The 25,797-nt window shown below is 66.7% G+C and carries 25 protein-coding genes; 3 read left to right on the top strand and 22 right to left on the bottom strand.

Annotated features, from left to right (window positions below; translation table 11 throughout):
- Positions 1 to 27 precede the first annotated feature (27 nt).
- On the top strand, positions 28 to 747 hold the full coding sequence (locus tag BM013_RS22800; protein WP_256219968.1) for a glycosyltransferase: 720 nt from the start codon (positions 28 to 30) through the stop codon (positions 745 to 747).
- Positions 748 to 802: 55 nt separating this feature from the next.
- On the opposite strand, the gene BM013_RS22795 is transcribed toward BM013_RS22800, so the two are convergent.
- From BM013_RS22795 to rpsB, 21 genes are all read right to left on the bottom strand, one after another.
- Positions 803 to 1,219 carry a DUF4149 domain-containing protein gene (locus tag BM013_RS22795; protein WP_093129907.1) on the bottom strand — a complete coding sequence of 139 codons (417 nt, stop codon included), beginning with the start codon at positions 1,217 to 1,219 and terminating at the stop codon, positions 803 to 805.
- Positions 1,220 to 1,229: 10 nt separating this feature from the next.
- Positions 1,230 to 1,706 carry a transcription elongation factor GreA gene (greA, locus tag BM013_RS22790; protein WP_056518766.1) on the bottom strand — a complete coding sequence of 159 codons (477 nt, stop codon included), beginning with the start codon at positions 1,704 to 1,706 and terminating at the stop codon, positions 1,230 to 1,232.
- A gap of 66 nt (positions 1,707 to 1,772) precedes the next feature.
- On the bottom strand, positions 1,773 to 2,642 hold the full coding sequence (locus BM013_RS22785) for a Kdo hydroxylase KdoO (RefSeq protein WP_093129906.1): 870 nt from the start codon (positions 2,640 to 2,642) through the stop codon (positions 1,773 to 1,775).
- Positions 2,643 to 2,650: 8 nt separating this feature from the next.
- A complete protein-coding gene (gene carB, locus BM013_RS22780; RefSeq protein ID WP_093129905.1) occupies positions 2,651 to 5,902 on the bottom strand; it encodes a carbamoyl-phosphate synthase large subunit in 3,252 nt (1,083 codons plus the stop codon).
- Positions 5,895 to 7,088, bottom strand: a complete 1,194-nt coding sequence (gene carA / locus BM013_RS22775) for a glutamine-hydrolyzing carbamoyl-phosphate synthase small subunit (RefSeq protein ID WP_093129904.1) — start codon at positions 7,086 to 7,088, stop codon at positions 5,895 to 5,897. The genes carB and carA overlap by 8 nt, the downstream gene beginning before the upstream one ends.
- A gap of 140 nt (positions 7,089 to 7,228) precedes the next feature.
- A complete protein-coding gene (locus BM013_RS22770) occupies positions 7,229 to 8,014 on the bottom strand; it encodes a TrmH family RNA methyltransferase (RefSeq protein WP_093129903.1) in 786 nt (261 codons plus the stop codon).
- A 7-nt stretch (positions 8,015 to 8,021) separates the two neighbouring features.
- Positions 8,022 to 8,744 carry a ribonuclease HII gene (gene rnhB / locus BM013_RS22765; protein WP_093129902.1) on the bottom strand — a complete coding sequence of 241 codons (723 nt, stop codon included), beginning with the start codon at positions 8,742 to 8,744 and terminating at the stop codon, positions 8,022 to 8,024.
- Positions 8,716 to 9,864 (bottom strand): lipid-A-disaccharide synthase, encoded by a 1,149-nt coding sequence (gene lpxB / locus BM013_RS22760; protein WP_093129968.1) that lies wholly within the window; start codon positions 9,862 to 9,864, stop codon positions 8,716 to 8,718. Before lpxB ends, rnhB begins: the two co-directional genes overlap by 29 nt.
- A gap of 10 nt (positions 9,865 to 9,874) precedes the next feature.
- On the bottom strand, positions 9,875 to 10,663 hold the full coding sequence (gene lpxA, locus BM013_RS22755) for an acyl-ACP--UDP-N-acetylglucosamine O-acyltransferase (protein WP_093129901.1): 789 nt from the start codon (positions 10,661 to 10,663) through the stop codon (positions 9,875 to 9,877).
- Positions 10,664 to 10,686: 23 nt separating this feature from the next.
- Entirely contained in the window at positions 10,687 to 11,145 is a 459-nt protein-coding gene (gene fabZ / locus BM013_RS22750) for a 3-hydroxyacyl-ACP dehydratase FabZ (RefSeq protein WP_007836981.1), read from the bottom strand.
- A gap of 23 nt (positions 11,146 to 11,168) precedes the next feature.
- Positions 11,169 to 12,146: a UDP-3-O-(3-hydroxymyristoyl)glucosamine N-acyltransferase gene (lpxD, locus tag BM013_RS22745; protein WP_093129900.1), complete on the bottom strand. Its 978-nt coding sequence runs from the start codon at positions 12,144 to 12,146 to the stop codon at positions 11,169 to 11,171.
- 14 nt (positions 12,147 to 12,160) lie between these two features.
- Positions 12,161 to 12,706, bottom strand: a complete 546-nt coding sequence (locus tag BM013_RS22740) for an OmpH/Skp family outer membrane protein (protein ID WP_093129899.1) — start codon at positions 12,704 to 12,706, stop codon at positions 12,161 to 12,163.
- Positions 12,707 to 15,142, bottom strand: a complete 2,436-nt coding sequence (gene bamA / locus BM013_RS22735; RefSeq protein ID WP_093129898.1) for an outer membrane protein assembly factor BamA — start codon at positions 15,140 to 15,142, stop codon at positions 12,707 to 12,709. It abuts the gene before it with no gap.
- Positions 15,143 to 15,180: 38 nt separating this feature from the next.
- Positions 15,181 to 16,554, bottom strand: coding sequence for an RIP metalloprotease RseP (gene rseP / locus BM013_RS22730; RefSeq protein ID WP_093129897.1), 1,374 nt, complete (start codon positions 16,552 to 16,554; stop codon positions 15,181 to 15,183).
- Positions 16,555 to 16,580: 26 nt separating this feature from the next.
- On the bottom strand, positions 16,581 to 17,768 hold the full coding sequence (gene ispC / locus BM013_RS22725) for a 1-deoxy-D-xylulose-5-phosphate reductoisomerase (protein ID WP_093129896.1): 1,188 nt from the start codon (positions 17,766 to 17,768) through the stop codon (positions 16,581 to 16,583).
- A complete protein-coding gene (locus BM013_RS22720) occupies positions 17,765 to 18,610 on the bottom strand; it encodes a phosphatidate cytidylyltransferase (RefSeq protein WP_093129895.1) in 846 nt (281 codons plus the stop codon). Before BM013_RS22720 ends, ispC begins: the two co-directional genes overlap by 4 nt.
- Positions 18,611 to 18,631: 21 nt before the next feature.
- The gene (gene uppS, locus BM013_RS22715; RefSeq protein WP_093129894.1) at positions 18,632 to 19,360 is read right to left on the bottom strand and encodes a polyprenyl diphosphate synthase; all 729 of its coding nucleotides are present in this window, start codon (positions 19,358 to 19,360) and stop codon (positions 18,632 to 18,634) included.
- 8 nt (positions 19,361 to 19,368) lie between these two features.
- The gene (gene frr, locus BM013_RS22710; RefSeq protein ID WP_093129893.1) at positions 19,369 to 19,929 is read right to left on the bottom strand and encodes a ribosome recycling factor; all 561 of its coding nucleotides are present in this window, start codon (positions 19,927 to 19,929) and stop codon (positions 19,369 to 19,371) included.
- A gap of 11 nt (positions 19,930 to 19,940) precedes the next feature.
- On the bottom strand, positions 19,941 to 20,663 hold the full coding sequence (gene pyrH / locus BM013_RS22705) for a UMP kinase (RefSeq protein ID WP_093129892.1): 723 nt from the start codon (positions 20,661 to 20,663) through the stop codon (positions 19,941 to 19,943).
- A 96-nt stretch (positions 20,664 to 20,759) separates the two neighbouring features.
- Positions 20,760 to 21,683, bottom strand: a complete 924-nt coding sequence (gene tsf, locus BM013_RS22700) for a translation elongation factor Ts (protein WP_093129891.1) — start codon at positions 21,681 to 21,683, stop codon at positions 20,760 to 20,762.
- A gap of 81 nt (positions 21,684 to 21,764) precedes the next feature.
- On the bottom strand, positions 21,765 to 22,517 hold the full coding sequence (gene rpsB, locus BM013_RS22695) for a 30S ribosomal protein S2 (protein ID WP_093129890.1): 753 nt from the start codon (positions 22,515 to 22,517) through the stop codon (positions 21,765 to 21,767).
- Between the two features lie 210 nt (positions 22,518 to 22,727).
- Here rpsB and BM013_RS22690 point away from each other — a divergent pair, with 210 nt between their 5' ends.
- On the top strand, positions 22,728 to 24,053 hold the full coding sequence (locus BM013_RS22690) for an amidase (protein WP_093129889.1): 1,326 nt from the start codon (positions 22,728 to 22,730) through the stop codon (positions 24,051 to 24,053).
- A gap of 54 nt (positions 24,054 to 24,107) precedes the next feature.
- Positions 24,108 to 25,361, top strand: a complete 1,254-nt coding sequence (locus BM013_RS22685; protein WP_093129888.1) for a D-amino acid dehydrogenase — start codon at positions 24,108 to 24,110, stop codon at positions 25,359 to 25,361.
- On the opposite strand, the gene BM013_RS22680 is transcribed toward BM013_RS22685, so the two are convergent.
- The gene (locus BM013_RS22680; protein WP_093129887.1) at positions 25,351 to 25,785 is read right to left on the bottom strand and encodes a hypothetical protein; all 435 of its coding nucleotides are present in this window, start codon (positions 25,783 to 25,785) and stop codon (positions 25,351 to 25,353) included. The genes BM013_RS22685 and BM013_RS22680 overlap by 11 nt on opposite strands.
- Positions 25,786 to 25,797: the final 12 nt, after the last annotated feature.

Below are 25,797 nucleotides of genomic sequence, written 5' to 3'. Positions count from 1 at the left end.
CAAGGCGCCCAGCGCCATATCCTCTGCATGAAATGGGGCACGAAATACGGCCCCGAATACGTCAACCGGCTCTACGCAATGGTCCGCCGCAATCTCCGCGGCGACTTCAAGTTCGTGTGCCTGACCGACGACGGCAACGGCATCCACCCCGAGGTGACGTGCCTGCCCATTCCACCGCTCAACCTGCACCTGGCCCCCGGCCAGCGTGACGGCGCCTGGAAGAAGCTCACCACCTTCGAGCAGGACCTGCACGGCCTGCGCGGCACCGCCCTCTTCCTCGACCTCGACGTGGTCGTGGTGGGCAGCCTGGACGCCTTCTTCGAGCGGCCCGGCGAGTTCCTGATCATTCACGACTACGCCCGCCCCTGGCGGCGCGAGCGGATCACGGGCAATTCGTCGGTCTACCGCTTCGAGCTGGGTGCGCATGCCGACGTGCTGGCGTATTTCCGCGCCAACATGGAAAAGGTGCAGGCGGAATACCGCAACGAGCAGGCCTACCTGTCGGACGTGCTCCACAAGCAGGGCAAGCTGGCCTATTGGCCCGAAGCCTGGTGCCCGAGCTTCAAGTACCACGGCATCCCGACCTGGCCGACCAACTACTGGGAAGAGCCCTTCGTGCCCGAGGACGCCCGCATCATGGTGTTCCATGGCGAGTGCAACCCGCCGGACGCACTGGCGGGCCGGCGCAACCGCGCCTTCCGGTACATCCGGCCGGCGCGCTGGGTCGCCAAATACTGGAAAGAGTAGGAGCGCAGGCGGCGCAGCCATTGCGGCTGCCGCCTCTGCCACCCACCTCTGCTGTTCAGCCGGGCCTGCGGGCGCCCATGCGCCACAGCAGCACGCCCGCGCACACCCACTGCACCAGGTACATGCCGCTGCCCATGGCATGCCACAGCTTGAGGTTTTCGCGCGCCAGGATGCGCGGCGCCACGGCGTACTGCTGAAGCAGCGCCAGCAGCAGTGCGGCCAGGATCAGGAACATGGCCGTCATGGTCGGCCCATCCATGCGCTCGTCCGCCTTGGTCCTGAAATGGATCAGCAGGATCAGCCCGCAGCCGATCGCGATCCAGCTCTGCGCCTCGAACAACTGGCCGGCAAAGTTGCCTGCCACCGACGGGTTGCCGAGCCTGGCGAAGAGCATCGGCACCACCAGAAAGCCGATCGTGGTGAGGCTGCCCCACCAGAAGGCGGCCAGCATCAGCGCAATGCGGTCTTTCATTGCCGACGAATCACAGGTAGCGAACGGCCACGATCTCGTAGCGCTTCAGGCCGCCCGGGGCCTGCACTTCGGCGGTGTCGCCCTCTTCCTTGCCGATCAGCGCGCGCGCGATCGGGCTGGAGATGTTGATCAGGCCGAGCTTCAGGTCGGCTTCGTCCTCGCCGACGATCTGGTACTTCACGGCGTCGCCCGATTCTTCTTCCTCGAGCTCGACGGTCGAGCCGAACACCACCTTGCCGCCGGCATCGAGTTCGCTCGGATCGATGATCTGCGCGGCCGACAGCTTGCCTTCGACTTCCTGGATGCGGCCTTCGATGAAGCCCTGGCGGTCCTTGGCGACCTCGTATTCGGCGTTCTCGCTCAGGTCGCCCTGCGCGCGTGCTTCGGAAATTGCATTGATGACCCAGGGACGGTCCACCGTCTTGAGCTGGTGCAGTTCGGCGCGCAGTTTTTCAGCGCCGCGCTTGGTGATCGGGATGGTGGCCATGTTGTTGGTTCTCCATAAAGCGAAACCGCCGAACGCTGCCGTTCGGCGGTCGAGTAAGGGACAGGATCAGACGAGTGTGCGTCCGGTCAGCCGGCTCAGGATGGCGAGCGGGCTCGAGTCGGGATTGTATTGCTTCGATGCAGCCAGATGAAGCGTCTGCTCGAGCATGTACTGGCCCGCCATCACGGCGTGCGAGGTCTGGTCGGAGAAGCACACCCACACCGAACCCGGCGGGAATTTGGCGGTCTCCTGCGGCGAGTTTTCCTGGTACGCCATGTCCGACTTCATGCCGTCGTGCAGCTGGAGCATCAGGTGGTCGTACTCGCTGCGGAACGATTTCGTCACGCGCAGGGCGCGCAGCACCTTGGCCTGCCAGCGCACATAGGGCTTGGCACGCGGCAGGAAGCGCCGGGCGATGTCCTCGAAAGGCTCGCCCACGCGCCACACGCGCGGTGCGCCTTCGGGGTTGACGTTGGTGAACACACGCAGGATGCGTTCGCCGTAGTTGGGACGCGACGGGAACGCGTCGACGTGCAGCCGGCGATCGTCCGCGCGCCACGACTGCACGCGCGTCTCGACCTGCGCCGGCCGGTAGCTGGTGGGGGCCAGCCGCAGGGCCGGCGTGTAGTGCGGCAGCAGCCCGTGAATGAGCTGCGTGGCCTGCGCCCGAAAGCGCCCCACCATCGCCGCCGCCATGCGTTGCACGGCCTCCTCGCCCACCGCGCCCTTGAGCTTGCCGGTGGCGTCGAGGCTGATGTTGCGCACGTCGGGCGACAGCAGGCCGGGCGTCAGCAGGCTGCGCTCTTCAGGCACCAGCTCGAAGCCCAGGCGCGGAAAGTACAGCACCTTGCCCGCTTCGAGTTCCGCGATCCACGCCTCGTTGGGCGTGGCCGCGTTCCAGTCCGTCAGGCCCAGTTCGACGAGCTGCGTTTGCATGGCGACGCTCAGGCTGCCGCAGCCAGCTGCGCGTGCATCTCCTGCACCGAGATCACGCCCAACTCGTCCATGAAGCCCATGCCTTCGACGGCCGCTTCGGCGCCGAAGATCGTGGTGAACGTGGTCACGCGCGCCAGCAGCGCCGAGGTGCGGATCAGCCGCGAGTCGGTGATCGCGTTGCGGCGCTCTTCCACCGTGTTGATGACCAGCGCAATCTCGTTGTTCTTGATCATGTCCACGATGTGCGGGCGGCCTTCGGTCACCTTGTTCACCGTCGCGCACTCGATACCGGCCGCACTGATGGCGGCCGCCGTGCCCTTGGTCGCCGTCAGCACGAAGCCGAGCTTGACCAGGCCACGCGCCACTTCCACCGCACGCGCCTTGTCGTTGTTCTTCACCGAGATGAAGACCTTGCCCGACTTCGGCAGCAGCGTGCCGGCGCCGATCTGCGACTTCACGAAGGCTTCGCCGAAGGTCTTGCCCACGCCCATCACTTCGCCGGTCGACTTCATCTCGGGGCCGAGAATGGTGTCCACGCCCGGGAACTTGACGAACGGGAACACGGCTTCCTTCACGCTGAAGTACGGCGGCGTGACTTCCTTCGTCACGCCCTGCGACGCCAGCGACTGGCCGGCCATGCAGCGTGCCGCCACCTTGGCGAGCTGGATGCCCGTGGCCTTGCTCACGTAAGGCACGGTGCGCGACGCACGCGGGTTCACTTCGAGCACGTAGATGACGTCCTTGCCGTCCTTCTGCTGGATGGCGAACTGCACGTTCATCAGGCCGACCACGTTCAGCGCCTTCGCCATGGCGGCGCTCTGGCGCTTCAGCTCGGCGATGGTGTCCGCGTTCAGGCTGTACGGCGGCAGCGAGCAGGCGGAGTCGCCCGAGTGCACGCCGGCCTGCTCGATGTGTTCCATCACGCCGCCGATCAGCGTGGCGCCTTCGCCGTCGCGGATGCAGTCGACGTCGCATTCGACAGCGTCGTTCAGGAAGCGGTCGAGCAGCACCGGCGAGTCGTTGCTCACCTTGACCGCTTCGCGCATGTAGCGCTCGAGGTCGCGCTGCTCGTGCACGATTTCCATCGCGCGGCCGCCTAGCACGTAGCTCGGGCGCACCACCAGCGGATAGCCCAGTGCCGCGGCCTTCTCGAGGGCCTCGGGTTCGGTGCGCGCGGTGGCGTTCGGCGGCTGGCGCAGGCCCAGCTCGTGCAGCAGCTTCTGGAAGCGCTCGCGGTCTTCGGCCGCATCGATCATGTCGGGCGAGGTGCCGATGATCGGCACGCCGTTGGCTTCGAGGTCGAGCGCGAGCTTCAAAGGCGTCTGGCCGCCGTACTGCACGATCACGCCGAGCGGCTTTTCCTTGTCGACGATCTCGAGCACGTCTTCCAGCGTCAGCGGCTCGAAGTACAGGCGGTCCGAGGTGTCGTAGTCGGTCGACACGGTCTCGGGGTTGCAGTTGACCATGATGGTCTCGTAGCCGTCCTCGCGCATGGCGAGCGCGGCGTGCACGCAGCAGTAGTCGAACTCGATGCCCTGGCCGATGCGGTTGGGACCGCCGCCGAGCACCATGATCTTCTTCTTGTCCGTCGGGTCGGCTTCGCACTCGTCCTCGTAGGTCGAGTACATGTAGGCCGTGTTGGTCGCGAACTCGGCCGCGCAGGTGTCCACGCGCTTGTAGACCGGGCGCACGCCCAGGGCGCGGCGCTTCTCGCGAATGGCCGTGTCGGTGGTCTTCAGCTGCTTGGCGAGGCGGCGGTCGGAGAAGCCCTTCTTCTTCAGCGCGAGCAGCGTGTCCTTGTCGATCTGGTCGAGCGACTTGGTTTCGAGTTCGAGCTCGATCTTCACGATCTCTTCGATCTGCACCAGGAACCACGGGTCGATCTTGGTCAGCGCGAACACTTCATCGACGCTCAGGCCCATGGCGAAGGCATCGCCCACGTACCAGATGCGCTCCGGACCGGGCTCGCCCAGTTCCTTCTCGAGCACTTCGCGGTCCTGCGTCTTCTCGTTCAGGCCGTCCACGCCCACCTCGAGGCCGCGCAGGGCCTTCTGGAACGATTCCTGGAAGGTGCGGCCCATGGCCATCACCTCGCCCACCGATTTCATCTGCGTCGTGAGGCGCGAGTCGGCCTGCGGGAATTTCTCGAACGCGAAACGCGGGATCTTGGTGACCACGTAGTCGATCGAGGGCTCGAACGACGCAGGCGTGGCACCGCCCGTGATTTCGTTGCGCAGCTCGTCGAGCGTGTAGCCCACGGCCAGCTTGGCCGCGACCTTGGCGATCGGGAATCCCGTGGCCTTGGAGGCCAGCGCCGACGAACGCGACACGCGCGGGTTCATCTCGATGACGACCATGCGGCCGTCCTTCGGGTTGATGGAGAACTGCACGTTCGAGCCGCCGGTGTCCACGCCGATCTCGCGCAGCACGGCCAGCGAGGCGTTGCGCAGGATCTGGTATTCCTTGTCGGAGAGCGTCTGCGCGGGGGCCACGGTGATCGAGTCGCCGGTGTGCACGCCCATCGGGTCGAGGTTTTCGATCGAGCAGACGATGATGCAGTTGTCGGCCTTGTCGCGCACGACTTCCATCTCGTACTCTTTCCAGCCGAGCAGCGATTCTTCGATCAGCAGCTCGTTGGTGGGCGAGGCTTCGATGCCGCGCTTGCAGATGGTCTCGAATTCGTCGGGGTTGTAGGCGATGCCGCCGCCGGTGCCGCCGAGCGTGAAGCTCGGGCGGATCACGGTCGGGAAGCCGAGCGTCTTCTGCACAGCCCAGGCTTCGTCCATGGTGTGCGCAATGCCCGAGCGCGCCGAACCGAGACCGATCTTGGTCATCGCGTCCTTGAACTTCAGGCGGTCTTCGGCCTTGTCGATGGCTTCGGGCGTGGCGCCGATGAGTTCGACCGGCTTGTTGGTCGAGGCGCCCGTGTACTTGTCGAGCACGCCGTTGCGCCACAGGTCGAGCGCGCAGTTCAGCGCGGTCTGGCCGCCCATGGTCGGCAGGATCGCGTCGGGGCGTTCCTTGGCGATGATCTTCTCGACCGTCTGCCAGGTGATGGGCTCGATGTAGGTGACGTCGGCCGTGGCCGGGTCGGTCATGATCGTCGCGGGGTTGCTGTTGATCAGGATGACCTTGTAGCCCTCTTCGCGCAGCGCCTTGCAGGCTTGCACGCCGGAGTAGTCGAACTCGCAGGCCTGGCCGATGATGATCGGGCCGGCGCCGATGATGAGGATCGATTTGAGGTCTGTGCGCTTAGGCATTCTTGCTCTCCGTCTTTTCCGTCTTGTGCTTTTCCATGAGTGCCGTGAAGCGATCGAACAGGTAGCCGATGTCGTGCGGGCCGGGCGAGGCCTCGGGGTGGCCCTGGAAGCAGAACGCGGGCTTGTCGGTGCGCGCCAGGCCCTGCAGCGTGTTGTCGAACAGGCTGATGTGGGTGGGACGCAGGGTGGCCGGCAGCGACTTCTCGTCGACCGCGAAGCCGTGGTTCTGGCTGGTGATGCTCACGCGGCCGTTGTCCAGGTCCTTCACCGGATGGTTCGCGCCGTGGTGGCCGAACTTCATCTTGAAGGTCTTGGCGCCCGAGGCCAGCGCCATGATCTGGTGGCCCAGGCAGATGCCGAAGGTGGGAATGCCGGTCTCGATCAGTTCCTTGACGGCGCTGATGGCGTAGTCGCACGGCTCCGGGTCGCCGGGGCCGTTGGCCAGGAAGATGCCGTCGGGCTTGAGCTTGAGCACGTCGGCCGCGGGCGTCTGCGCGGGCACCACGGTGATGCGCGCGCCGCGCTGCGCGATCATGCGCAGGATGTTCTTCTTGACGCCGTAGTCGAACGCGACCACGTGAAACTTGGGCGTGATCTGCACGCCGTAGCCCGCGCCCAGCTTCCACTCGGTTTCGGTCCACTCGTAGGTCTGCGTGACCGACACCACCTTGGCGAGGTCGAGGCCGGCCATGCTCGGCGCGGCCTTGGCGGCGGCGATGGCCTTGTCGATCAGCGCCTGCGTCACGGCCTCGCCCGCGGCCAGGCCCAGGATGCAGCCGTTCTGCGCGCCGTGGGTGCGCAGGTGGCGCGTGAGCTTGCGGGTGTCGATGTTCGCAATGGCCACCGTGTTGCCGGACACGAGGTACTCGGTCAGCGTGGCGGTCTTGCGGAAGTTGGACGCGACGAGGGGCAGGTCCTTGATGATCAGGCCCGCGGCATGGATCTTGTCGGCTTCGATGTCTTCCCCGTTGACGCCGTAGTTGCCGATGTGCGGATACGTGAGCGTCACGATCTGCTGGCAGTAGCTGGGGTCGGTCAGGATTTCCTGGTAACCGGTCATGGCGGTGTTGAACACCACTTCACCGGTCGTGGAGCCGGCGGCTCCGATCGAGTTGCCTTGAAAGACCGTGCCGTCTGCGAGCGCCAGGATGGCGGGCGGGAAACTTCCCTTGAGAGACAAAAGCACTGGGTTCTCCGAATGGTTACGGTCGCCCGGAGCCCCAGGCGCGTTGCCTGCGGACTGCTGCTTAAGGGGATTTTGGCGTTGAAGGCGGCCGGGCGACGCTATTGCGAGTAAGCCCCCGATTGTAGCTCGGTCTGAGTGTGTTATTTGCCCTGCAGGGCTGCTCCGCTCGCGTGCAGGCAGATGGCGGCCGCGGCGGCCACGTTGAGCGACTCCTCGCCGCCCGGCTGCGCAATGCGGATATGGTGCGTGGCGCGGGCCTCGAGCGCCGCCGACACGCCCTGCCCCTCGTGGCCCATGAGCCAGGCGCAGGGATGCGGCAGCTCGGCCTTGTGGAGCCAGTCGCCGCGGTGCGAGCTGGTGGCGACCAGCGGGACCCGCAGCGCGTCGAGCGCCTCGGCGTCCACGCCCTCGATCAGCCGCAGGCCGAAATGGGCGCCCATGCCGGCGCGCAGCACCTTCGGCGCCCACAGCGCGGCCGTGCCCTTGAGCGCGATCACCTGGGTGAAGCCGAAGGCGGCCGCGCTGCGCAGGATGGAGCCTGCGTTGCCGGCGTCCTGCAGGCGGTCGAGCACGACGCTGGGCGCATCGGGAATGAGTTCGGGACGCGCCAGCAGGTCGAGCACGAAACCCATCGACGCGGGCGACTCGAGCCCGCTGGCGCCGCGCAGCAGGTCGTCGCTCACCACTACTGTTTTGATAGCGCCATGCGACCATTCGACGGGCGCGTTGGGCCAAAAAGACTCTGAAAACACGGCGATGGCCGGTTTCACGCCACGTGCCAGTGCCGCGCGGCACAGGTGGTCGCCCTCGAGCCAGATACGGCCCAGCTTGCGGTAGGCGCCCGGGTCTTGCGCGAGCTTGCGCAGGTCCTTGAGCAGCGGGTTGTCGCGCGAGCTGATATGGCTCGCGCCGGTGTCGGAGGTCATCGGGGGTTCAGGGCGCCGTGCGCAGGTCGAGGCGCACCGGCTCGGCAATGCCGATCACCATGGCCGGTTGCGCCGCATCCGCCGGCAGCACCACGCTCAGCGTGCCGCCCGTGCGCGCGAGCGCCGCGGCCACGGGGCTGAAGGACCTGCGGTGGTGCACGCAGGCACCGTGGCGCTGCAGCGCCTCCAGGTGCTCGGGAGTGCCGTAGCCCTTGTGGCCGGCAAAGCCGTAGTGCGGGAATTCGTTGTGCAGCTGTTCGCAGAGCCGGTCGCGGTGCACTTTCGCCAGGATCGACGCGGCGGAAATCGCCTTCACGCGCGCGTCGCCCTTGACGATGGCCTCGGCCAGAACGTCGAGCGTGGGCAGGCGGTTGCCGTCGACCAGCACCTTCACCGGCTTCAGGCGCAGCCCCTCGACCGCGCGCCGCATGGCGATCATGGTGGCCTGCAGGATGTTATGGGTGTCGATTTCTTCGACGGTGGCCTGCGCAATGGAGCAGCACAGCGCCTTGGCCAGGATCTGGTCGTGCAGGCGTTCGCGCTGCAGCGCCGTGAGCGTCTTGGAGTCGGCCAGGCCGCGGATCGGCCGCAGGTCGTCCAGGATCACCGCGGCGGCCACCACGGGGCCGGCCAGCGGACCGCGGCCCGCCTCGTCGACGCCCGCCATCAAGCCTGGAGCGTCCCACACCAGCGGGGCCTGCTCAGCCTTCAAGAACTTTCTGGATCGCATCGGCGCAAAGTGTCGGCGTATCGCGCTGCAATTGCACATGCAGCTCTGAAAATCTTTGTTGCAGCGCCTGCGTCTTCCCGGGCGCGTCGAGCCAGGCCAGCGTGGCCTGGGCCAGCGCCTCGGGCGTGGCGGCTTCCTGCAGCAGTTCGGGCACCACGAAGTCACGGCACAGGATGTTGGGCAGGCCCACCCACGGCTGCAGCTGCTTGCGCTGCATGAGACGCCACGACAGCGCGTTCATGTTGTAGGCGATGACCATCGGCCGCTTGAACAGCGCGGCCTCGAGCGTGGCGGTGCCGCTGGCGATCAGCGTGGCGTCGCAGGCGGCCAGCGCGGCGTGCGACTGGCCGTCCAGCAGCTTCACGCGGCCAGTCATGCCGCTGGCCTGCAGCAGGCCTTCGACCTCGGCACGCAGGCCCGGCAGGATAGGCGCCACGAACTGCACGCCGGGGCGCTGCTTGTGCATCAGCGCGGCAGCGGCGAAGAAACGGGCGGCCAGGTAGCGCACTTCGGAGCGGCGGCTGCCGGGCAGCAGGGCCACGACCTGCGCATCGGGCGCCAGGCCGATGGCGGCGCGGGCGCCGGCGCGGTCGGGCGTCATAGGGATCACGTTGGCCAGCGGATGGCCCACGTAGCTGCCCGCCACGCCGTGCTCGGCCAGCAAGGCCGGCTCGAACGGGAAGATGCACAGCACATGGTCGGCGGCGGCGCGGACCTTCTCGATGCGCTCCGGGCGCCAGGCCCAGATCGACGGGCAGATGAAATGCACCGTCTTCATGCCGCGGCTGCGCAGGCCGGCTTCGAGGTCGAGATTGAAATCGGGGGCGTCCACGCCGATGAAGAGCTCGGCCCATTCGCGCAGCAGCCGCGCCTTGAGCTGGCGGCGGATGCCGGCGATCTCGGCGTAGTGCCGCAGCACCTCGACGTAGCCGCGCACCGCCAGCTTTTCCTGCGGCCACCAGCTCTGGAAGCCGTGGGCCAGCATGCGGGGACCGCCGATGCCGACGGTTTCGAGGCCAGGCCAACGGGCTTGCAGTCCGTCGAGCAGCAGGCCGGCGAGCAGGTCGCCGGACGCTTCGCCCGCGACCAGCGCGAAACGCCGCTGTCCGTCCTTCTGCATCGTCGTCACGTCAGCGCGCGATGCCGCGCGTCGAGCTGGCGAGGAAGGCTTCCATCAGCGCGACGTCGCCGGATGCTTCTGGCATCTCGGCCGCCAGCGCTGCGATGCCGGTTCGCGCCTCGTCGAGCGTCTTGTTCTGGCGGTACAGCAGGCGATGCATCTGCTTCACGGCCGCGAGCCGCTGTGAGGAGAAGTCACGGCGGCGCAGGCCGACGATGTTGAAGCCGCGCACCGCGAGCGGGTTGCCGTCGACCAGCATGAAGGGCGGCACGTCCTGCGTGACCGCGCTGGCAAAGCCAACCATGGCGTGCGCGCCGACCGACACGAACTGGTGGATGCCCGTGAGCCCGCCCACCGTGACCCAGTCGGCCAGGTGCACGTGCCCCGCCAGCGTGGTGTTGTTGGCCAGCGTGGTGTGGTTGTCGACATGGCAGTCGTGCGCGATGTGCGTGTACGCCATGATCCAGTTGTCGTTGCCCACGCGCGTCACGCCCCCTGCCCCCGGCACGCCGAGGTTGAAGGTGCAGAACTCGCGGATCACGTTGCGGTCGCCGATGGCGAGCTCGGTCGGCTCGCCGGCGTATTTCTTGTCCTGAGGCACGGCGCCGAGCGACGAGAACTGGAAGATCCGGTTGTCGCGGCCGATGGTCGTGCGGCCCTCGATCACGCAGTGCGCGCCGATGGTGGTGCCCGCGCCCACACGCACGTGCGGGCCGATCACGGTATAGGGGCCGACCGACACCGAGGCGTCGAGTTCGGCCTGGGGATCGATGACGGCTGTCGAATGAACCTGGGTCATGCCTTGTGGTGACTGCAGCCGGATCAGTTGATCTGGCGCATGGCGCACATCAGCGTCGCCTCGCAGGCGAGTTCACTGCCAACCAGGGCTCGGCCCTTGAATTTCGAGATGCCCGCTTTCATGCGTTCGATCTCGACTTCGAGCGTCAACTGGTCGCCGGGTTCCACGGGCCGCTTGAAACGCGCGCCGTCGATGGCCGCGAAGTAGTAGACCGTGTTGTCGTCCGGCACGATGTCCAGCGAGTGGAACGACAGCAGCGCGGCCGCCTGCGCCATGGCTTCGAGCATCAGCACGCCCGGCATCACCGGACGGTGCGGGAAGTGGCCGTTGAAGAACGGCTCGTTCATGGTCACGTTCTTCAGCGCCGTGATGCGCTTGCCCTTTTCCATGTCCAGCACGCGGTCCACCAGCAGGAACGGGTAGCGGTGCGGCAGCAGCTTGAGGATTTGGTGGATATCGAGCGCAATCGCTGGCTTGGTCATGATGTTCTGTTCCTGCATCGTCGTCATTTTTTCGAGGGAGCCTTCTCCAGCGCCTTCAGTCGTTCGCGCAGGCTGTGCAACTGCTTGAGCGTTGCCGCATTTTTTTCCCAGCTCGCATTGTCATCGATGGGAAACATGCCGGTGTATTGGCCGGCCTTGTGGATCGAACGGGTAACCACCGTGGCGGCGGACACGTGCACGCCGTCGGCCACGCTCAGGTGGCCCAGCACGATGGCGCCGCCGCCGAAGGTGCAGTTGGCGCCGATGACGGCACTGCCGGCCACGCCGACGCACCCCGCCATGGCGGTGTTCTTGCCGACGCGCACGTTGTGGCCGATCTGGATCAGGTTGTCGAGCTTCACGCCGTCTTCGATGACGGTGTCGTCGAGCGCGCCGCGGTCGATGCAGGTGTTGGCGCCGATCTCCACGTCGTTGCCGATGCGCACCGCGCCCAGCTGCTCGATCTTGACCCACTGCCCCTGGTGCAGCGCCAGGCCGAAGCCGTCCGCGCCGATGACCACGCCGGGATGCAGCAGGCAACGCTCGCCGATCGTGCAGTCTTCGCTGACGGTCACGCGCGACTTCAGCACGGTGCCCGCGCCGATGCGCGCGCCCCGCTCCACCACGCACAGCGCGCCGATGCGCGCCGTCGGGTCGACCTGCGCGCCGGCGTGGATCACCGCGCTGGGATGCACCATGTCGGCCTCCGGACGCGCGTGATGCGCCTTCCAGAGCTGCGTCAGGCGGGCAAAGTAGAAGTAGGGGTCGGGCGTGACGATGTACGCGCCGCGCGCCGCGGCCGCCTCGCTCATGGCGGGCGACACGATGACACAGGCGGCCTTGGAGGCCGCCAGTTCCTGCTGGTATTTGGGATGGCTCAGGAAACTGAGCGCATCGGGCTGTGCATTCTGCAGCGGCGCAAGCCGCTCGATGGACAGCGCTGCATCGCCATGAAGCTCGCCCCCTAGGGCGTCAACGATGGCTCCGAGCTGCAATGACACGCCGGCTCCCGGCGTTACTTGCCAGCCGCAGGCGCAGGAGAGCTGACCGACGCGTTCAGCGCCTTGATCACCTTGTCGGTGATGTCGTGCTTCGGATTGATGTAGATCGCTTCCTGAAGGATGGCGTCGTACTTTTCTGCTTCTGCGACCTGCTTCACCACGCGGTTGGCGCGCTCGTAGACCTGCTGCAGCTCTTCGTTCTTGCGCGAGTTCAGGTCTTCCTGGAACTCACGGCGCTTGCGCTGGAAGTCACGGTCCTGGTCGACCAGCGCGCGCTGGCGGTTGGTGCGCTGGCTTTCCGACAAGGTCGGCGCCTCGCGCTCGAACTTCTCGGAAGCCGCCTTCAGGGCGTCGCCCTGGGCGGTCACGTCCTTCTCGCGCTTCAGGAACTCGGCTTCGAGCTTCGCCTGCGCGGTCTTTGCCGGTTGAGCCTCACGCAACACGCGGTCCGGGTTCACGAAACCGATGCGAAAGGTTTCCTGCGCTTGCGCGGGCGCCGCAGCGAGCACGAACGCGGGAATCAACAACGCACCGGCGGCGGCGCGAATCAAATGCTTCATTTAGAAAGACGTTCCGATCTGGAATTGGAGGCGCTGAATTCTATCCTTCGGGATCGTGATGAACCCGGTGCTGGGATCGACCACTTCCTTCTGAGACATGACGGGGAAGGCATAAGCCAGGCGCAGCGGGCCCAGCGGTGAGATCCAGCTGACGCCCAGGCCGACGGAAGCGCGCAGCTTTTTCTCGGCCTTCCACTGTGCATCGGTCAGGCCGGCAGCGCGCGAACCGAACACATTGCCGATGTCGAAGAAGCCGTACAGGCGCAGCGTGCGGTCGTTGCCGGCGCCGGGGAACGGCGTGCTCAGCTCGGCATTGAAGATCGCCTTCTTGGTGCCGCCGATGGCAGCGCCTTCGGTCTGGCCGAACAGCGGCAGGTCGCGCGGGCCGAGCGAGTTCTGCTCGAAGCCGCGGATCGAACCCAGGCCGCCGGCGTAGAAGTTCTTGAAGATCGGGTAGACCTTGTTGCCCAGTGCCTTCGCGTAGCCGACCTCGCCGTTGATCGAGAAGGTGTATTGCTTGTTGATCGCGAAGAACTGCTGGTACTGGTAGTTCGTCTTGACGTACTTCATGTCGCCAGCCGCGCCCACCTCGAGGTTGGCGCGCTGCAGGCGGCCCGTGGTCGGGATCAGCGCGCTGTCGCGGCTGTCGCGGCCCCAGCCGATGCTCAGCGGAACACCCCAGACGCTCTTCTGGTCGCAGCCGGTCACCAGGATGCCGGTCGGGTCCTTCTTGCACTGGAAGTAGCTCAGGTACGACGGCGGCGTGGTCAGGCCCGAGAAGGCCGTCGAACTGTTGGCGTCGAATGCATAGCGTTCGAGGCCGACACCGAAGAACACGGTGTCGACTTCGCTGAACGGCACGCCGAAGCGGATGGAGCCGCCCTGGTTCACCAGCTTGTAGTCGCCGTCGATCGACGACGAGTACGGACGCGTGGTGGTGTGATACAGGCTGATCGTGCGCGAGATGCCGTCCTGCGTGAAATACGGGTCGGTGGTCGTCAGCGACAGCGTGCGGTTGTACTTGCTGGTGTTGACCTGCACGCCCAGGAAGTTGCCCGAGCCGAACACGTTTTCCTGCGAGATGCCGAAGGTCAGCGCGACCTTTTCCGCGCTCGAGTAACCGGCGCCGAGTTGCAGGCTGCCGGTGGGCTTTTCGGCCACGTTGACGGTCAGGTCGACCTGGTCGGGCGAACCCGCGACTTCCTGCGTGTCGACGTTCACCTCGGTGAAGAAGCCCAGGCGGTCCACGCGGTCGCGCGAAAGCTTGATCTTGTCGCCGTCGTACCAGGAGGCTTCGAACTGGCGGAACTCGCGGCGAATGACTTCGTCGCGAGTCTTGTTGTTGCCGCCGACGGACACGCGGCGCACGTACACGCGGCGCGCCGGCTCGGCCTGCAGCGTGAGTGCCACACGGTTGTTGACGCGGTCGATCTCCGGGCGCGCCTGTACGCGTGCGAACGCATAGCCGAAGGTGCCGAAGTAGTCGTTGAAAGCCTTGGTGGTCTCGGTGACCTGCTCGCCGTTGTACGGCTCGCCGGGCTTGATGGTGATGAGCGACTTGAAGTCGTCGTCACGGCCGAGGTAATTGCCGTCGAGCTTCACGCTCGACACGACGAACTTCTCGCCTTCGGTGATGTTGACCGTGACCGTCAGGTCCTTGCGGTCCGGCGAAATGGCGACCTGCGTCGAGTCGATGCGGAACTCGAGGTAGCCGCGCGTGATGTAGTACGAGCGCAGCGTTTCCAGGTCGGCATTGAGCTTGGCGCGCGAGTACTGGTTCGACTTCGTGTACCAGCTCATGAAGCCGCCGCTGTCCTGGTCGAACAAGCTCAGCAGCGTCGATTCGCTGAAGGCCTTGCTGCCGACCACGTGCACTTCGCGGATGCGGGCCGAATCGCCCTCGGTCACGGTGAAGGTCAGGTTGACGCGGTTGCGCTCGATGGGCGTGACGGTGGTCACGACCTGCGCGTTGTACAGGCTGCGGCTCACGTACTGGCGCTTGAGCTCCTGCTCGGCGCGGTCGGCCAGCGCCTTGTCGTACGGGCGGCCGTCGGCCAGGCCGACTTCACGCAGCGCCTTCTGCAGCGCGGCCTTGTCGAATTCCTTGGTGCCGACGAAATCGACGTCGGCGATGGTGGGCCGCTCTTCGACGATCACCACCAGCACGTTGCCGTTGACGTCGATGCGCACATCCTTGAACAACCCCAGATCGAACAGCGCACGGATGGCGGCCGAACCGCGCTCGTCACTGTAGGTATCGCCCACGCGCAGCGGCAGCGATGCGAAGATCGTGCCGGCTTCAACGCGTTGCAGGCCTTCGACGCGAATGTCGCGAACCGTGAAAGGCTCTACGGCCCAGGCTGCAGTGGCCGCAAGCGCACTGACAACCACCGCGGCAACGCTACGCAGGCGAAAGCGATTGAAGTTTTTGTTCATCTGTGAATTGAGCCGGCACGGAAAGGGCCGGCAGAAAGTTAACCAAAGAGCCGCGTGACGTCGTTGAAGAGTGCGACCGACATCATGACCAGCAGCAGGGCGACACCCCCGCGCTGAAGCCGTTCCATCCAGGCGTCAGAGACGCTCTTGCCGGTCAGGCCCTCCCAAAGATAATACATCAGGTGCCCCCCATCGAGGACCGGCAGCGGCATGAGATTGAGGACCCCGAGGCTCACGCTGATGAGCGCCAGGAAGACCAGATATTGCGTGAAACCGAGGCTCGCGGACTTGCCCGCGTAGTCGGCAATGGTGAGCGGACCGCTCAGATTCTTGAGCGATGCCTCGCCGATGACCATCTTGCCCATCATGCGCACGGTCAGCGCCGAGACCTCCCAGGTGCGGACCACGCCGCGCCAGACGCCGTCGACCAGGCCCTGGCGCACCGTCACCATTTCAGGGGCCGCGCCCACGTAGGCGCCGATGCGGGCGACCTTCGCGCCGCCCTCTTCCCGCACCTCGGGCTTCACGTCGATGGTGAGCGGCTGGCCGCCGCGCTCGAGCCGCCAGGCCTGCACGCGCGGCTGGTCGCCGTCGACCGAGGCACGGATCACCTCGCGCAGCTGCTGCCCGTCGACGATGGCCGTGTCGCCGATGGCGCGCACCACGTCGCCGTTGCGCAGGCCGGAACGCTCCGCCGCGCTGCCCGCCATCACCTCGCCGATCTCGGGCCGGGTGAGCGGCGCCAGTACGCCGATCTTGCGGAACATCTGCGGATCGGCGTCCTTGGTCTCCATGCGGCTGAGCGGGAGCAGCACCTGCCGCGCCGGCTTGCCGCCTTCGCCCGCGATCTCCAGCGTCAGGTCATGGCCGTCGAGCGCGCCGCGCGTCATGCGCCAGCGCAGGTCTTCGAAGGACTGCACCGGCGACAGGTCGCCGTCGAAGCCGGCTTGCGTGACGTGCTCGCCGCCGCGCAGGCCCGCCGCCTCGGCCAGCGACGCCGCCACGGGACGCCCCAGCTTGGCAACCGGCTCCTGCACGCCGATCCAGTTGACCGCCGTGTAGAGCGCCACCGCCAGCAGCAGGTTGGCGATCGGGCCCGCGGCCACGATGGCCGCGCGCGAACGCAGGGGCTGGGTGTTGAAGGCGCGATGGCGCTCTTCGGGCGCCACGGGGCCTTCGCGCTCGTCGAGCATCTTGACGTAGCCGCCGAACGGGAACGCACCGATCACGAACTCGGTCTGCTGCCCCGGATGCTGGCGCTTGGGCTGCCAGCGGAGCAGCGCCTTGCCGAAGCCGACCGAAAACCGCTCCACCTTGACGCCGCAGGCCACCGCGACGCGGTAGTGCCCGTACTCGTGCACCGCGATCAGGACACCGAGTGCGACCACAAAGGCTATGACAGTGAGCAACATCGGAGTCCTCGGTTTCCAGGGGGGTGTCAGGCCGCGAAACGCAGCGCCGCGGCATTCGCGGCCGCACGGGCGCTGGCATCGAGCGCCAGCAGGTCGGCGAGCGATGCGGGCTTGGAGGGCGACACCGCTTCCAAAGTTTCCATGTTGACCGCATGAATGCGGTCGAAACGCAGGCGCCGGTCGAGGAAGGCCTCGACCGCCACTTCGTTCGCGGCGTTCAGCACGGCCGTGGTGCCCGGCGCGGCGCGCAGCGCCTGCCAGGCCAGGCCCAGCCCCGGGAACAGCATGGCGTCGGGCGCCTCGAAGCTCAGCGCCGACATCTGACGGAAGTCGAGCCGCGCCGCACCGCTCTCGATGCGCTCCGGCCAGGCCAGGCCGACCGCGATCGGCACCCGCATGTCGGGCGTGCCGAGCTGCGCGATGACCGAGGCGTCGGTGAACTGCACCATCGAATGCACCACGCTCTGCGGATGAATGACCACTTCGATCTGCTCGGGCGTCACGCCGAACAGGTGCCGGGCCTCGATGACCTCGAGCGCCTTGTTCATCATCGTGGCCGAGTCGACCGAGATCTTGCGGCCCATGACCCAGTTCGGATGCGCGCAGGCCTGCTCCGGCGTGACTGTGCCCAGCGTGTCGGGCGAGCGGGTGCGGAACGGGCCGCCCGAGGCGGTGAGGATGATCTTGTCGATGCGCCGCGGCCAGGTCGACGGGTCTTCGGGCAGCGACTGGAAGATGGCCGAGTGCTCGCTGTCGATCGGCAGCAGCGTGGCGCCGCCCTCGCGCACGGTGCGCATGAACAGGTCGCCGCCAACCACCAGCGCTTCCTTGTTGGCCAGCAGCAACCGCTTGCCGGCACGCGCCGCCGCGAGGCAAGGTGCAAGGCCCGCGGCGCCCACGATGGCGGCCATGACGGCATCGACCTCGTCGTGCGACGCTATCTTTTCGAGAGCATCATCCTCAGTCAGGACGACCGTGCCGAGCGAATTCTGCTTGAGTTTGTCGGCCAGCAGCGCCGCATGCGGCGCGCTGGCCATGACGGCGAAGCGCGGCGAGAACTGTGCGCACTGCGCCAGCAGTTCATCGACCTTGGTGGCCGCGGAAAGCGCGAACACCTCGAAGCGCTCGGGGTGGCGCGAAATGACGTCGAGCGTGCTCACACCGACCGAACCGGTCGAACCTAGCACCGTCACGCGTTGTCTGGGAGTGTTCACAGGAAGGCCAGCATCATGGCAATGGGAAGCGCGGGCAAGAGGGCATCCACGCGGTCGAGAACGCCGCCGTGGCCGGGCAGCAGCCGGCTGCTGTCCTTGGCGCCGGCGCTGCGTTTAATGAGAGATTCGACAAGGTCGCCCACGACACTCATCGCCGCAAGGAACAGCGCGCCGAGCAGCAACAGCCACCAGCCGCGCTCATGGAGCCGCGTGTAGAGGCTGGCCACCGTGGCGCCCGCCGCCTTGTCGGCCCAGACCCAGGCAAAGGCCAGCACCACCACGCCGATCATGCCGCCCCACACGCCTTCCCAGCTCTTGCCGGGGCTGATCGCGGGGGCCAGCTTGTTGCGGGTGAACTTCAGGCCGAAGGCGCGGCCGGCGAAATAGGCGAACACGTCGGCCACCCACACCAGCACCAGGATCGAAAGCAGGAAGTTGATGCCGACCATGCGCGCCTGCACCGCGGCAAGCCAGGCCACCCACAGCGCCAGCAGGCCGCCGACCAGCCGCAGCCCGCGCGGAATGCGGGGCCAGCCCGGCACCGCCACGCGCAGCAGTGCGGCACCGCCCAGCACCCAGGCGGCGCTGGCCAGGGTCCACATCAATGCGAGCGGCTGGTTCAGCAAGCCCAGCCACCACGACAGCGCGCACAGCACCACCGTCTCGATGCCCAGGAACACCGACAGCCGCTGGCCGTAGCCGTTCAGGCGCCCCCACTCCCAGGCCGCCGCGCCGATCAGCACGAGCATCACGCAGGCAAAGGGAATGTGGCTTGGATAGAACAGCGCCGGCAGCAGGATCGCGAGCAGCACGATCGCCGTGAGGATGCGTTGTTTGAGCATGCGAGAGGGGTTGTCGGGCCGTCAGGCCGTCTGGCCTTGGGGGGCCGAGACCTGTGCCGAGGTTTGACCGAAGCGGCGCTCGCGGCCCTGGAACGCGGCGATGGCCTCGTCCAGCGCGGCCTCGTCGAATTCAGGCCACAGCTTGTCGCTGAAGAAGAGCTCGGCGTAGGCACTCTGCCAGAGCAGGAAGTTCGACAACCGCTGCTCACCGCCGGTGCGGATGAACAGGTCGGGGTCGGCCACGTGGGCCAGCGCCATCGCGCGGTCGAGGCTGAGCTCGGTGATGGCTTCGCCTTGCGCAACCAGCCTGGCCGCGGCCTGCGCGATGTCCCAGCGGCCGCCGTAGTTGAAGCAGACATTCAGCACCATGCGCGCGTTGTGCGCGGTGGCCGCCTCGGCTTCGACCAGGCCCGCCACCATCTTCGGCGACAGGCCGGCTCGTTCGCCGACGAAATGCAACCGCACGCCGTCCTTGCTGAGCCGGGGCACCTCGCGGGCGAGCGCACCGACCATCAACTCCATGAGTCCGGAGACTTCCTCGACGGGACGGTTCCAGTTCTCCGAGGAGAACGCGAACACCGTGAGCACGCCCACGCCGCGGTCGGCGCAGGCCTTGACGCAGCGGCGCAGCGATTCGACGCCCTGCTTGTGCCCCGCGACGCGGGGCAGGAAGCGCCGCGTCGCCCAACGGCCGTTGCCGTCCATGACGATGGCAACGTGGTGAGGGATGCGCGGCGATGACGAGGCCATGGCAGGCCTCAAACGGCCATGATCTCCGCTTCCTTGGCCGTGACCAGGCGGTCGATTTCCGAGATGTGGCGGTCGGTGACCTTCTGGATCTCGGCTTCGGCGCGCTTCTGGTCGTCTTCGGACGCCAGCTTGTCCTTGACCAGTTTCTTGACCGCTTCGTTGGCGTCACGGCGCAGGTTGCGCGTGGCGATCTTGGCGCTCTCGCCTTCGTTGCGCACCAGCTTGGTCATTTCCTTGCGGCGCTCTTCGCTCATGGCGGGCAGCGGCACGCGGATCAGGTCGCCCATCGAGGCGGGGTTCAGGCCCAGGTCGCTTTCGCGGATGGCCTTCTCGATCTTGGCGCCCATGCCCTTTTCCCAGGGCTGGACGCTGATGGTGCGCGAGTCGAGCACCGACACGTTGGCCACCTGGCTCAGCGGCACCTGCGAACCGTAGTACTCGACATGGATCGAGTCGAGCAGTGCCGAGTTGGCGCGGCCGGTGCGGATCTTGGTGAGGTTGCTCTGGAACGCCGCGAGCGATTGGTTCATCTTCGCGTCGGTCGTGCTCTGAATATCTGCAATGGTCATCTTATTGGCTCCTAGGCATGCACCAGCGTGCCCTCGTCCTCGCCCATCACGACGCGCTTGAACGCGCCGTTCTTGAGGATCGAGAACACCTTGATCGGCAGCTTCTGGTCGCGGCACAGCGCGAAGGCCGTGGCGTCCATGATGCCGAGATTCTGCGCAATCGCCTCGTCGAAGGTGAGCGAGGAATAGCGCGTCGCATTGGGGTTGGTCTTGGGATCGGCGGTGTAGACGCCGTCGACCTTGGTCGCCTTGAGCACCAGTTCGGCGCCGATTTCGGCACCGCGCAGCGCGGCAGCCGTGTCGGTCGTGAAGAACGGGTTGCCCGTGCCGGCCGCGAACACCACGACCTTGCCCTCTTCGAGGTACTGCAGGGCCTTGGGGCGCACATAGGGCTCGACCACCTGCTCGATGGCAATGGCGGACATCACGCGGGCGATGAGACCCTGCTTGTCCATGGCATCGGCCAGGGCCAGCGAGTTCATGACGGTGGCCAGCATGCCCATGTAGTCGGCCGTGGCGCGATCCATGCCGACGGAGCCTCCGGCGACGCCGCGGAAGATGTTGCCGCCGCCGATCACGACCGCCACCTGGACGCCCATGTTCACGACTTCGGCCACTTCCTGGACCATGCGCACGATCGTCGCGCGGTTGATGCCGAAGGCGTCGTCGCCCATCAGTGCCTCTCCCGACAGCTTCAACAAGATTCGCTTGTGGGCTGGGCGGGGATCAGACATGGGCAATTTCCTTTGGTTGGCGGGGGCGAGTGTAAAACGTAGCGGTGAAAAAGCGGCGGCACGCGTTCGCGCACCGCCGCTTGTATGGCAGCAGAATCAGGCGGCTGCCTTGGCAGCGGCGACTTGCGCGGCCACTTCGGCGGCGAAGTCGTCGACCTTCTTCTCGATGCCTTCGCCGACCACGTACAGGGTGAAACCCTTGATCGAGGTGTCGGCGGCCTTGAGCATCTGCTCGACGGTCTGCTTGTCGTTCTTCACGAACGGCTGGTTGTGCAGCGAGACTTCCTTCAGGAACTTCTGCACGCCGCCTTCGATGCGCTTGGCAACGATGTCGGCAGGCTGAGCCTTCTTGCCTTCGGCTTCGGCCGTCTTGCGGTCTTCTTCCGCCTTGCCGGCAGCCACTGCGCGCTCTTTTTCGATCAGCTCGGCAGGCACGTCCGACGCCTGGATGGCGACCGGCTTCATGGCGGCGATGTGCATTGCCACGTCCTTGGCCGAGGTGTCGTCGCCCTCGAACTCGACCATCACGCCGATGCGCGTGCCGTGCAGGTACGAAGCCAGCTTGCCGTTGCCGGCGAAGTGCTTGAAGCGGCGGAAGCTCATGTTCTCGCCGATCTTGCCGATCAGGCCCTTGCGCACGTCTTCGAGCGTGGGGCCGAAACCGTCCTGCTCGTAGGCCAGCGCGCCCAGGGCGGCGATGTCCGCGGGGTTGTTCTTCGCGACCAGCATGGCGGCAGCGTTGGCCAAGGCCAGGAAGCTGTCGTTCTTGGTGACGAAGTCGGTTTCGCAGTTGATTTCGATCATGCCGCCGGCAGCGCCGTCGACGAAAGCCGTGACCACGCCTTCAGCGGTGATGCGGCCCGATGCCTTGCCGGCCTTGTTGCCGAGCTTGATGCGCAGCAGCTCTTCGGCCTTTTCCATGTTGCCTTCGGCCTCGGTCAGGGCCTTCTTGCATTCCATCATGGGCGCGTCGGTCTTAGCGCGCAGTTCGCCAACCATGCTTGCGGTGATTGCAGCCATTTGTGTATCTCCGTAATTCCAAAAATCAGGTTAAAAAAAAGGGGCACCAAAGCCCCTTCTTCAGGCTCGCGAGCGCGCCAATCAGGCCGAAGCGCCTTCTTCGACTTCGACGAATTCGTCGTTGCCTTCGGCGATGGCCTTGACCACGTCACCGGTGGCGCTGTTGCGGCCTTCGATGATGGCGTCGGCGATGCCGCGGGCGTACAGCGTGACAGCCTTCGACGAGTCGTCGTTGCCGGGGATCACGTAGTCGATGCCTTCGGGCGAGTGGTTGGAGTCCACCACGCCGATCAGCGGAATGTTGAGCTTCTTGGCTTCAGCCACGGCGATCTTGTGGAAGCCCACGTCGATCACGAAGATGGCGTCCGGCAGTGCAGCCATGTCCTGGATGCCGCCGATGTCCTTTTCGAGCTTCGCGATTTCGCGCGAGAAGGTCAGTTGCTCCTTCTTGCTCAGCGAGTCGAGGCCGGCTTCCTGCTGGGCCTTCATGTCCTTCAGACGCTTGATCGAGGTCTTGACGGTCTTGAAGTTGGTCAGCATGCCGCCGAGCCAGCGGGTGTCGACGAAAGGCACGCCGGCGCGACGGGCTTCAGCCGCCACGATTTCACGGGCCTGGCGCTTCGTGCCGACCATCAGGATCGTGCCGCGGTTGGCCGTGAGTTGCTTGGCGTACTTCATCGCGTCCTGGAACATCGGGAGCGACTTTTCCAGGTTGATGATGTGAATCTTGTTGCGGTGACCGAAGATGAACGGAGCCATCTTGGGGTTCCAGAAGCGGGTTTGGTGACCGAAGTGGACACCGGCTTCCAGCATTTCGCGCATGGTGGTAGACATTGAAAATTACTCCAAAGGTTGGGTCTAAAATCCAGCCCGTTTTGTGCTCTCTTGAACGGAGTCACAACACCTTGATTGGGCCGGTTTGCGGATGTGTTTGGCTGGATGCAACGGAAGCCGTCGCTCGGCCAGCGAAACCCAAAGAGTATAGCACGCCCGCCTCCCCTCTTTCCTGAACCCGAGCCGCATGCGCGGCACCTGCAGCCACCCATGAACGACCTTCACGCCACCCGTCTCACCCTTCTGGCAGGTGGCTCCGATGCACGCACCGAAATGGAGCACTCCATCGGCATCGCCCAGTCGGCGGCCTGCACCCACGTCTTCACCCGCACGATGTTCGACGAGGCCCGCCAGGCCGCCGCCGGGTCGAACCCCGACAGCCGCCTTTGCGGGCTCGCCTTCACGGCCAAGGACCTGTTCGACATCGAGGGCCAGCCGACGCCAGCAGGCTCGGTGGTGTTGGCCCACGCGCCCGCCGCCAAGGCCGATGCCACGGCCGTGGCCCGGCTGCGCGCCGCCGGCGGCGTGCTCACGGGCCGGACCAACATGACGGAGTTCGCCTTCTCCGGCGTCGGCGTCAACCCGCACCACGGCACACCGGCCAACGTGAGCGACGCCGCCACGCCGCGCATTCCGGGCGGCTCGTCGTCCGGCGCGGCCATTTCGGTGGCCACCGGCGCCGCCTTCATCGGCCTGGGCTCCGACACGGGCGGCTCGATCCGCATTCCCGCGGCGCTCAACGGCATCGTCGGCTTCAAGAGCACCGCCCGCCTCGTGCCTGCAGACGGCGCGCTGCCGCTGTCGACCACGCTCGACACGGTCTGCGCCATGACCCGCTCGGTGCGCGACGCCATCGCCGCGCACGAAATCCTTGCCGCGCGGCGCGTCACGGCCGGCAATGCGCCGCTGGCGGCCTACCGGCTCGCCGTGGTCAGGAACATGTTCTTCGACGGCATCGAGCCCACGGTCGCCACCGCCTTCGAACGCACGCTGAAGACCTTGCGCGCCGCCGGCGCCCGCATCGAGGAGATCGAGCTGCCGCAGCTGGCAGAACTCGCGACCATCAACGCCACCGGCGGCTTCTCGGCGTCCGAGGCCCATGCCTGGCACCGCCTGCTGCTCGAGCGCAGCGGCGCCGGCTACGACCCGCGCGTGGCCCAGCGCATCCTGCGCGGCGCCACCATGAAGGCGCACGAGTACATCGACCTGCTGAACGCCCGCCACGGCTGGATCGCCCGCGTCGAAGCCGCCATTGCCCCGTTCGACGCCGTGCTTTCGCCGACCGTGCCGATCACCGCGCCGTCCATCGCCAGCGTGGCCCCCGGCGCCGAGCGCGACGACGAATTCTTCCGCGTCAACGCACTGCTGCTGCGCAACCCGTCGATCGTGAATATGCTCGACGGCTGCGCGCTCTCGCTGCCCTGCCACGCCAACGGCGAACTGCCGGTCGGCCTGATGCTGTGGCATGCCGCCCTGCACGACGACGCCGTGCTCGCGGTGGCGCTCCAGACCGAGCATGCGCTACAAAAACAATAGCCGCCATCGCACGCCCACCGGGCGTCAGCCGCTTCTTTTATCTAAATATCCTCAATGAAAATCGCGATCGTGGGCGCCGGCATCATCGGCGTCACCACCGCCTGGGAACTGGTTTCCGACGGCCATGAAGTGACCGTGTTCGAGCGCCGAGGCGCCGCTGCAGAAGAAGCCAGCTTCGCCAACGCAGGCGTGGTCGCACCCGGATATGTCACGCCCTGGGCGGCCCCGGGCATGCGCGGCAAGGTGCTGCGCTCGCTGCTCTCGTCGCACGGCGCCATCAAGCTGCGCTGGCCGCTCAACTCGCGCGACATCGGCTGGATGTCGCGCTGGCAGAAGGCTTGCAAGCTCGAGACCTACCTGGCCAACCGCGCCCGCATGCAGCGCCTGGCCTTCTACAGCCGCACCCGGCTGCACGAAGTGTCCGAGGCGCGCGAACTCAGCTACGAGCGCAGCGACGGCTACCTGGTGCTGCTGCGCTCCAAGCGCGAGAAGAAGCTGGTGCAGCCCGGGCTCGAGGTGCTGCGCCAGGCCGGCAGCGTGTTCCGCGAGGTCGATGCCGACGAGGCCCGGCTGCTCGAACCAGCCCTGAACCCCGACACGCCGCTGGCCGGCGCCATCCACCTGCCGGAAGACGAAGTGGCCAACTGCCGCCAGTTCGCGCTGCTGCTCAAGTGGGAGGCCGAGGCCTTCGGTGCGCAGTTTCACTTCAACTGCGACATTGCGCCGCTGAGCCGCGCGGCGCCGACCTCGCTGTCGCTGGCGGGCGGCTCGGAAGCCGTGCGCTACGACGCGGTCGTGATGTGCGCCGGCCTGAACTCGGCCTCGTTGCTGCGGCCGCTGGGCTTGCGCATTCCGATGGCGCCGGTCTACGGCCATTCGGTCAGCGCGCCGATCCGCGAGCCGCTCAACGCTCCGCGCAGCGCGGTGATGGACGAGCGCTACAAGGTCGCCATCTCGCGCCTCGGACAGCGTGTGCGCGTGGCCGGCAGCGCCGAGATCGGCGGCTCGCTGGACACGATGAACCCGGCCGCCATCCAGACGCTCTACAAGGTGCTTCACGACTGGTTTCCGGGTGCGGCCACGCTGCAGTCCGGCGTGCAGCAGTGGAAAGGCGCACGGCCGATGCTGCCGGACGGCCCGCCCGTGCTGGGCCCCAGCGGCATTCCGGGCGTGTGGCTCAACCTCGGGCATGGCTCGAGCGGCTGGGCGCTGTCGTGCGGCAGCGCGCGCGTGCTGGGCGACCTGATCGCCGGTCAGGACCCGGGCATCGACCTCGAAGGCCTCGGCGTCGAACGGCTCAGTCTCTAGGGCCCCAGCGGCGCAGTTGCTCCGGGGTCGCCGGCTTTTCCACCGGCAGCTCGGGCTCGGGCTCGGGCGGCGGCGCCCACCGGCCGGCAATCCACCCCAGAATGGCCGGCGCCACCAGCGCGAAAAACACCAGGCACAGCAGGTCCGCGCCGATCACGAGCCAATTCGCCAGGCTCGACCCTGCCTCGGCCGGTACGTCGAGCCAGTGCATCACGCCGAAGCCATAGCCCACGCCCAGCGCCCAGGCCACGTCGCGCAGCGGGATGCGGCGCAACGACTCGGCCAGCAGGAACAGCCCCCAGACCACGGCCAGCAGGCCGAGCGCCCAGGCTGCGCCGGCGATCAGCGCGAGGGCCGTGCCGATCAGGCCGGCGAAAAACGCCAGCAGCAGGACCAGCAGCCAGCCAAGGGTCTTGAACGTCATCGGCCGATGATA

The organism is Variovorax sp. OK605 (assembly GCF_900115445.1).
GTDB lineage: Bacteria > Pseudomonadota > Gammaproteobacteria > Burkholderiales > Burkholderiaceae_C > Variovorax.
Note: the sequence above shows the minus strand (reverse complement) of the source record. Positions and strands in the feature narration are given on the sequence as shown.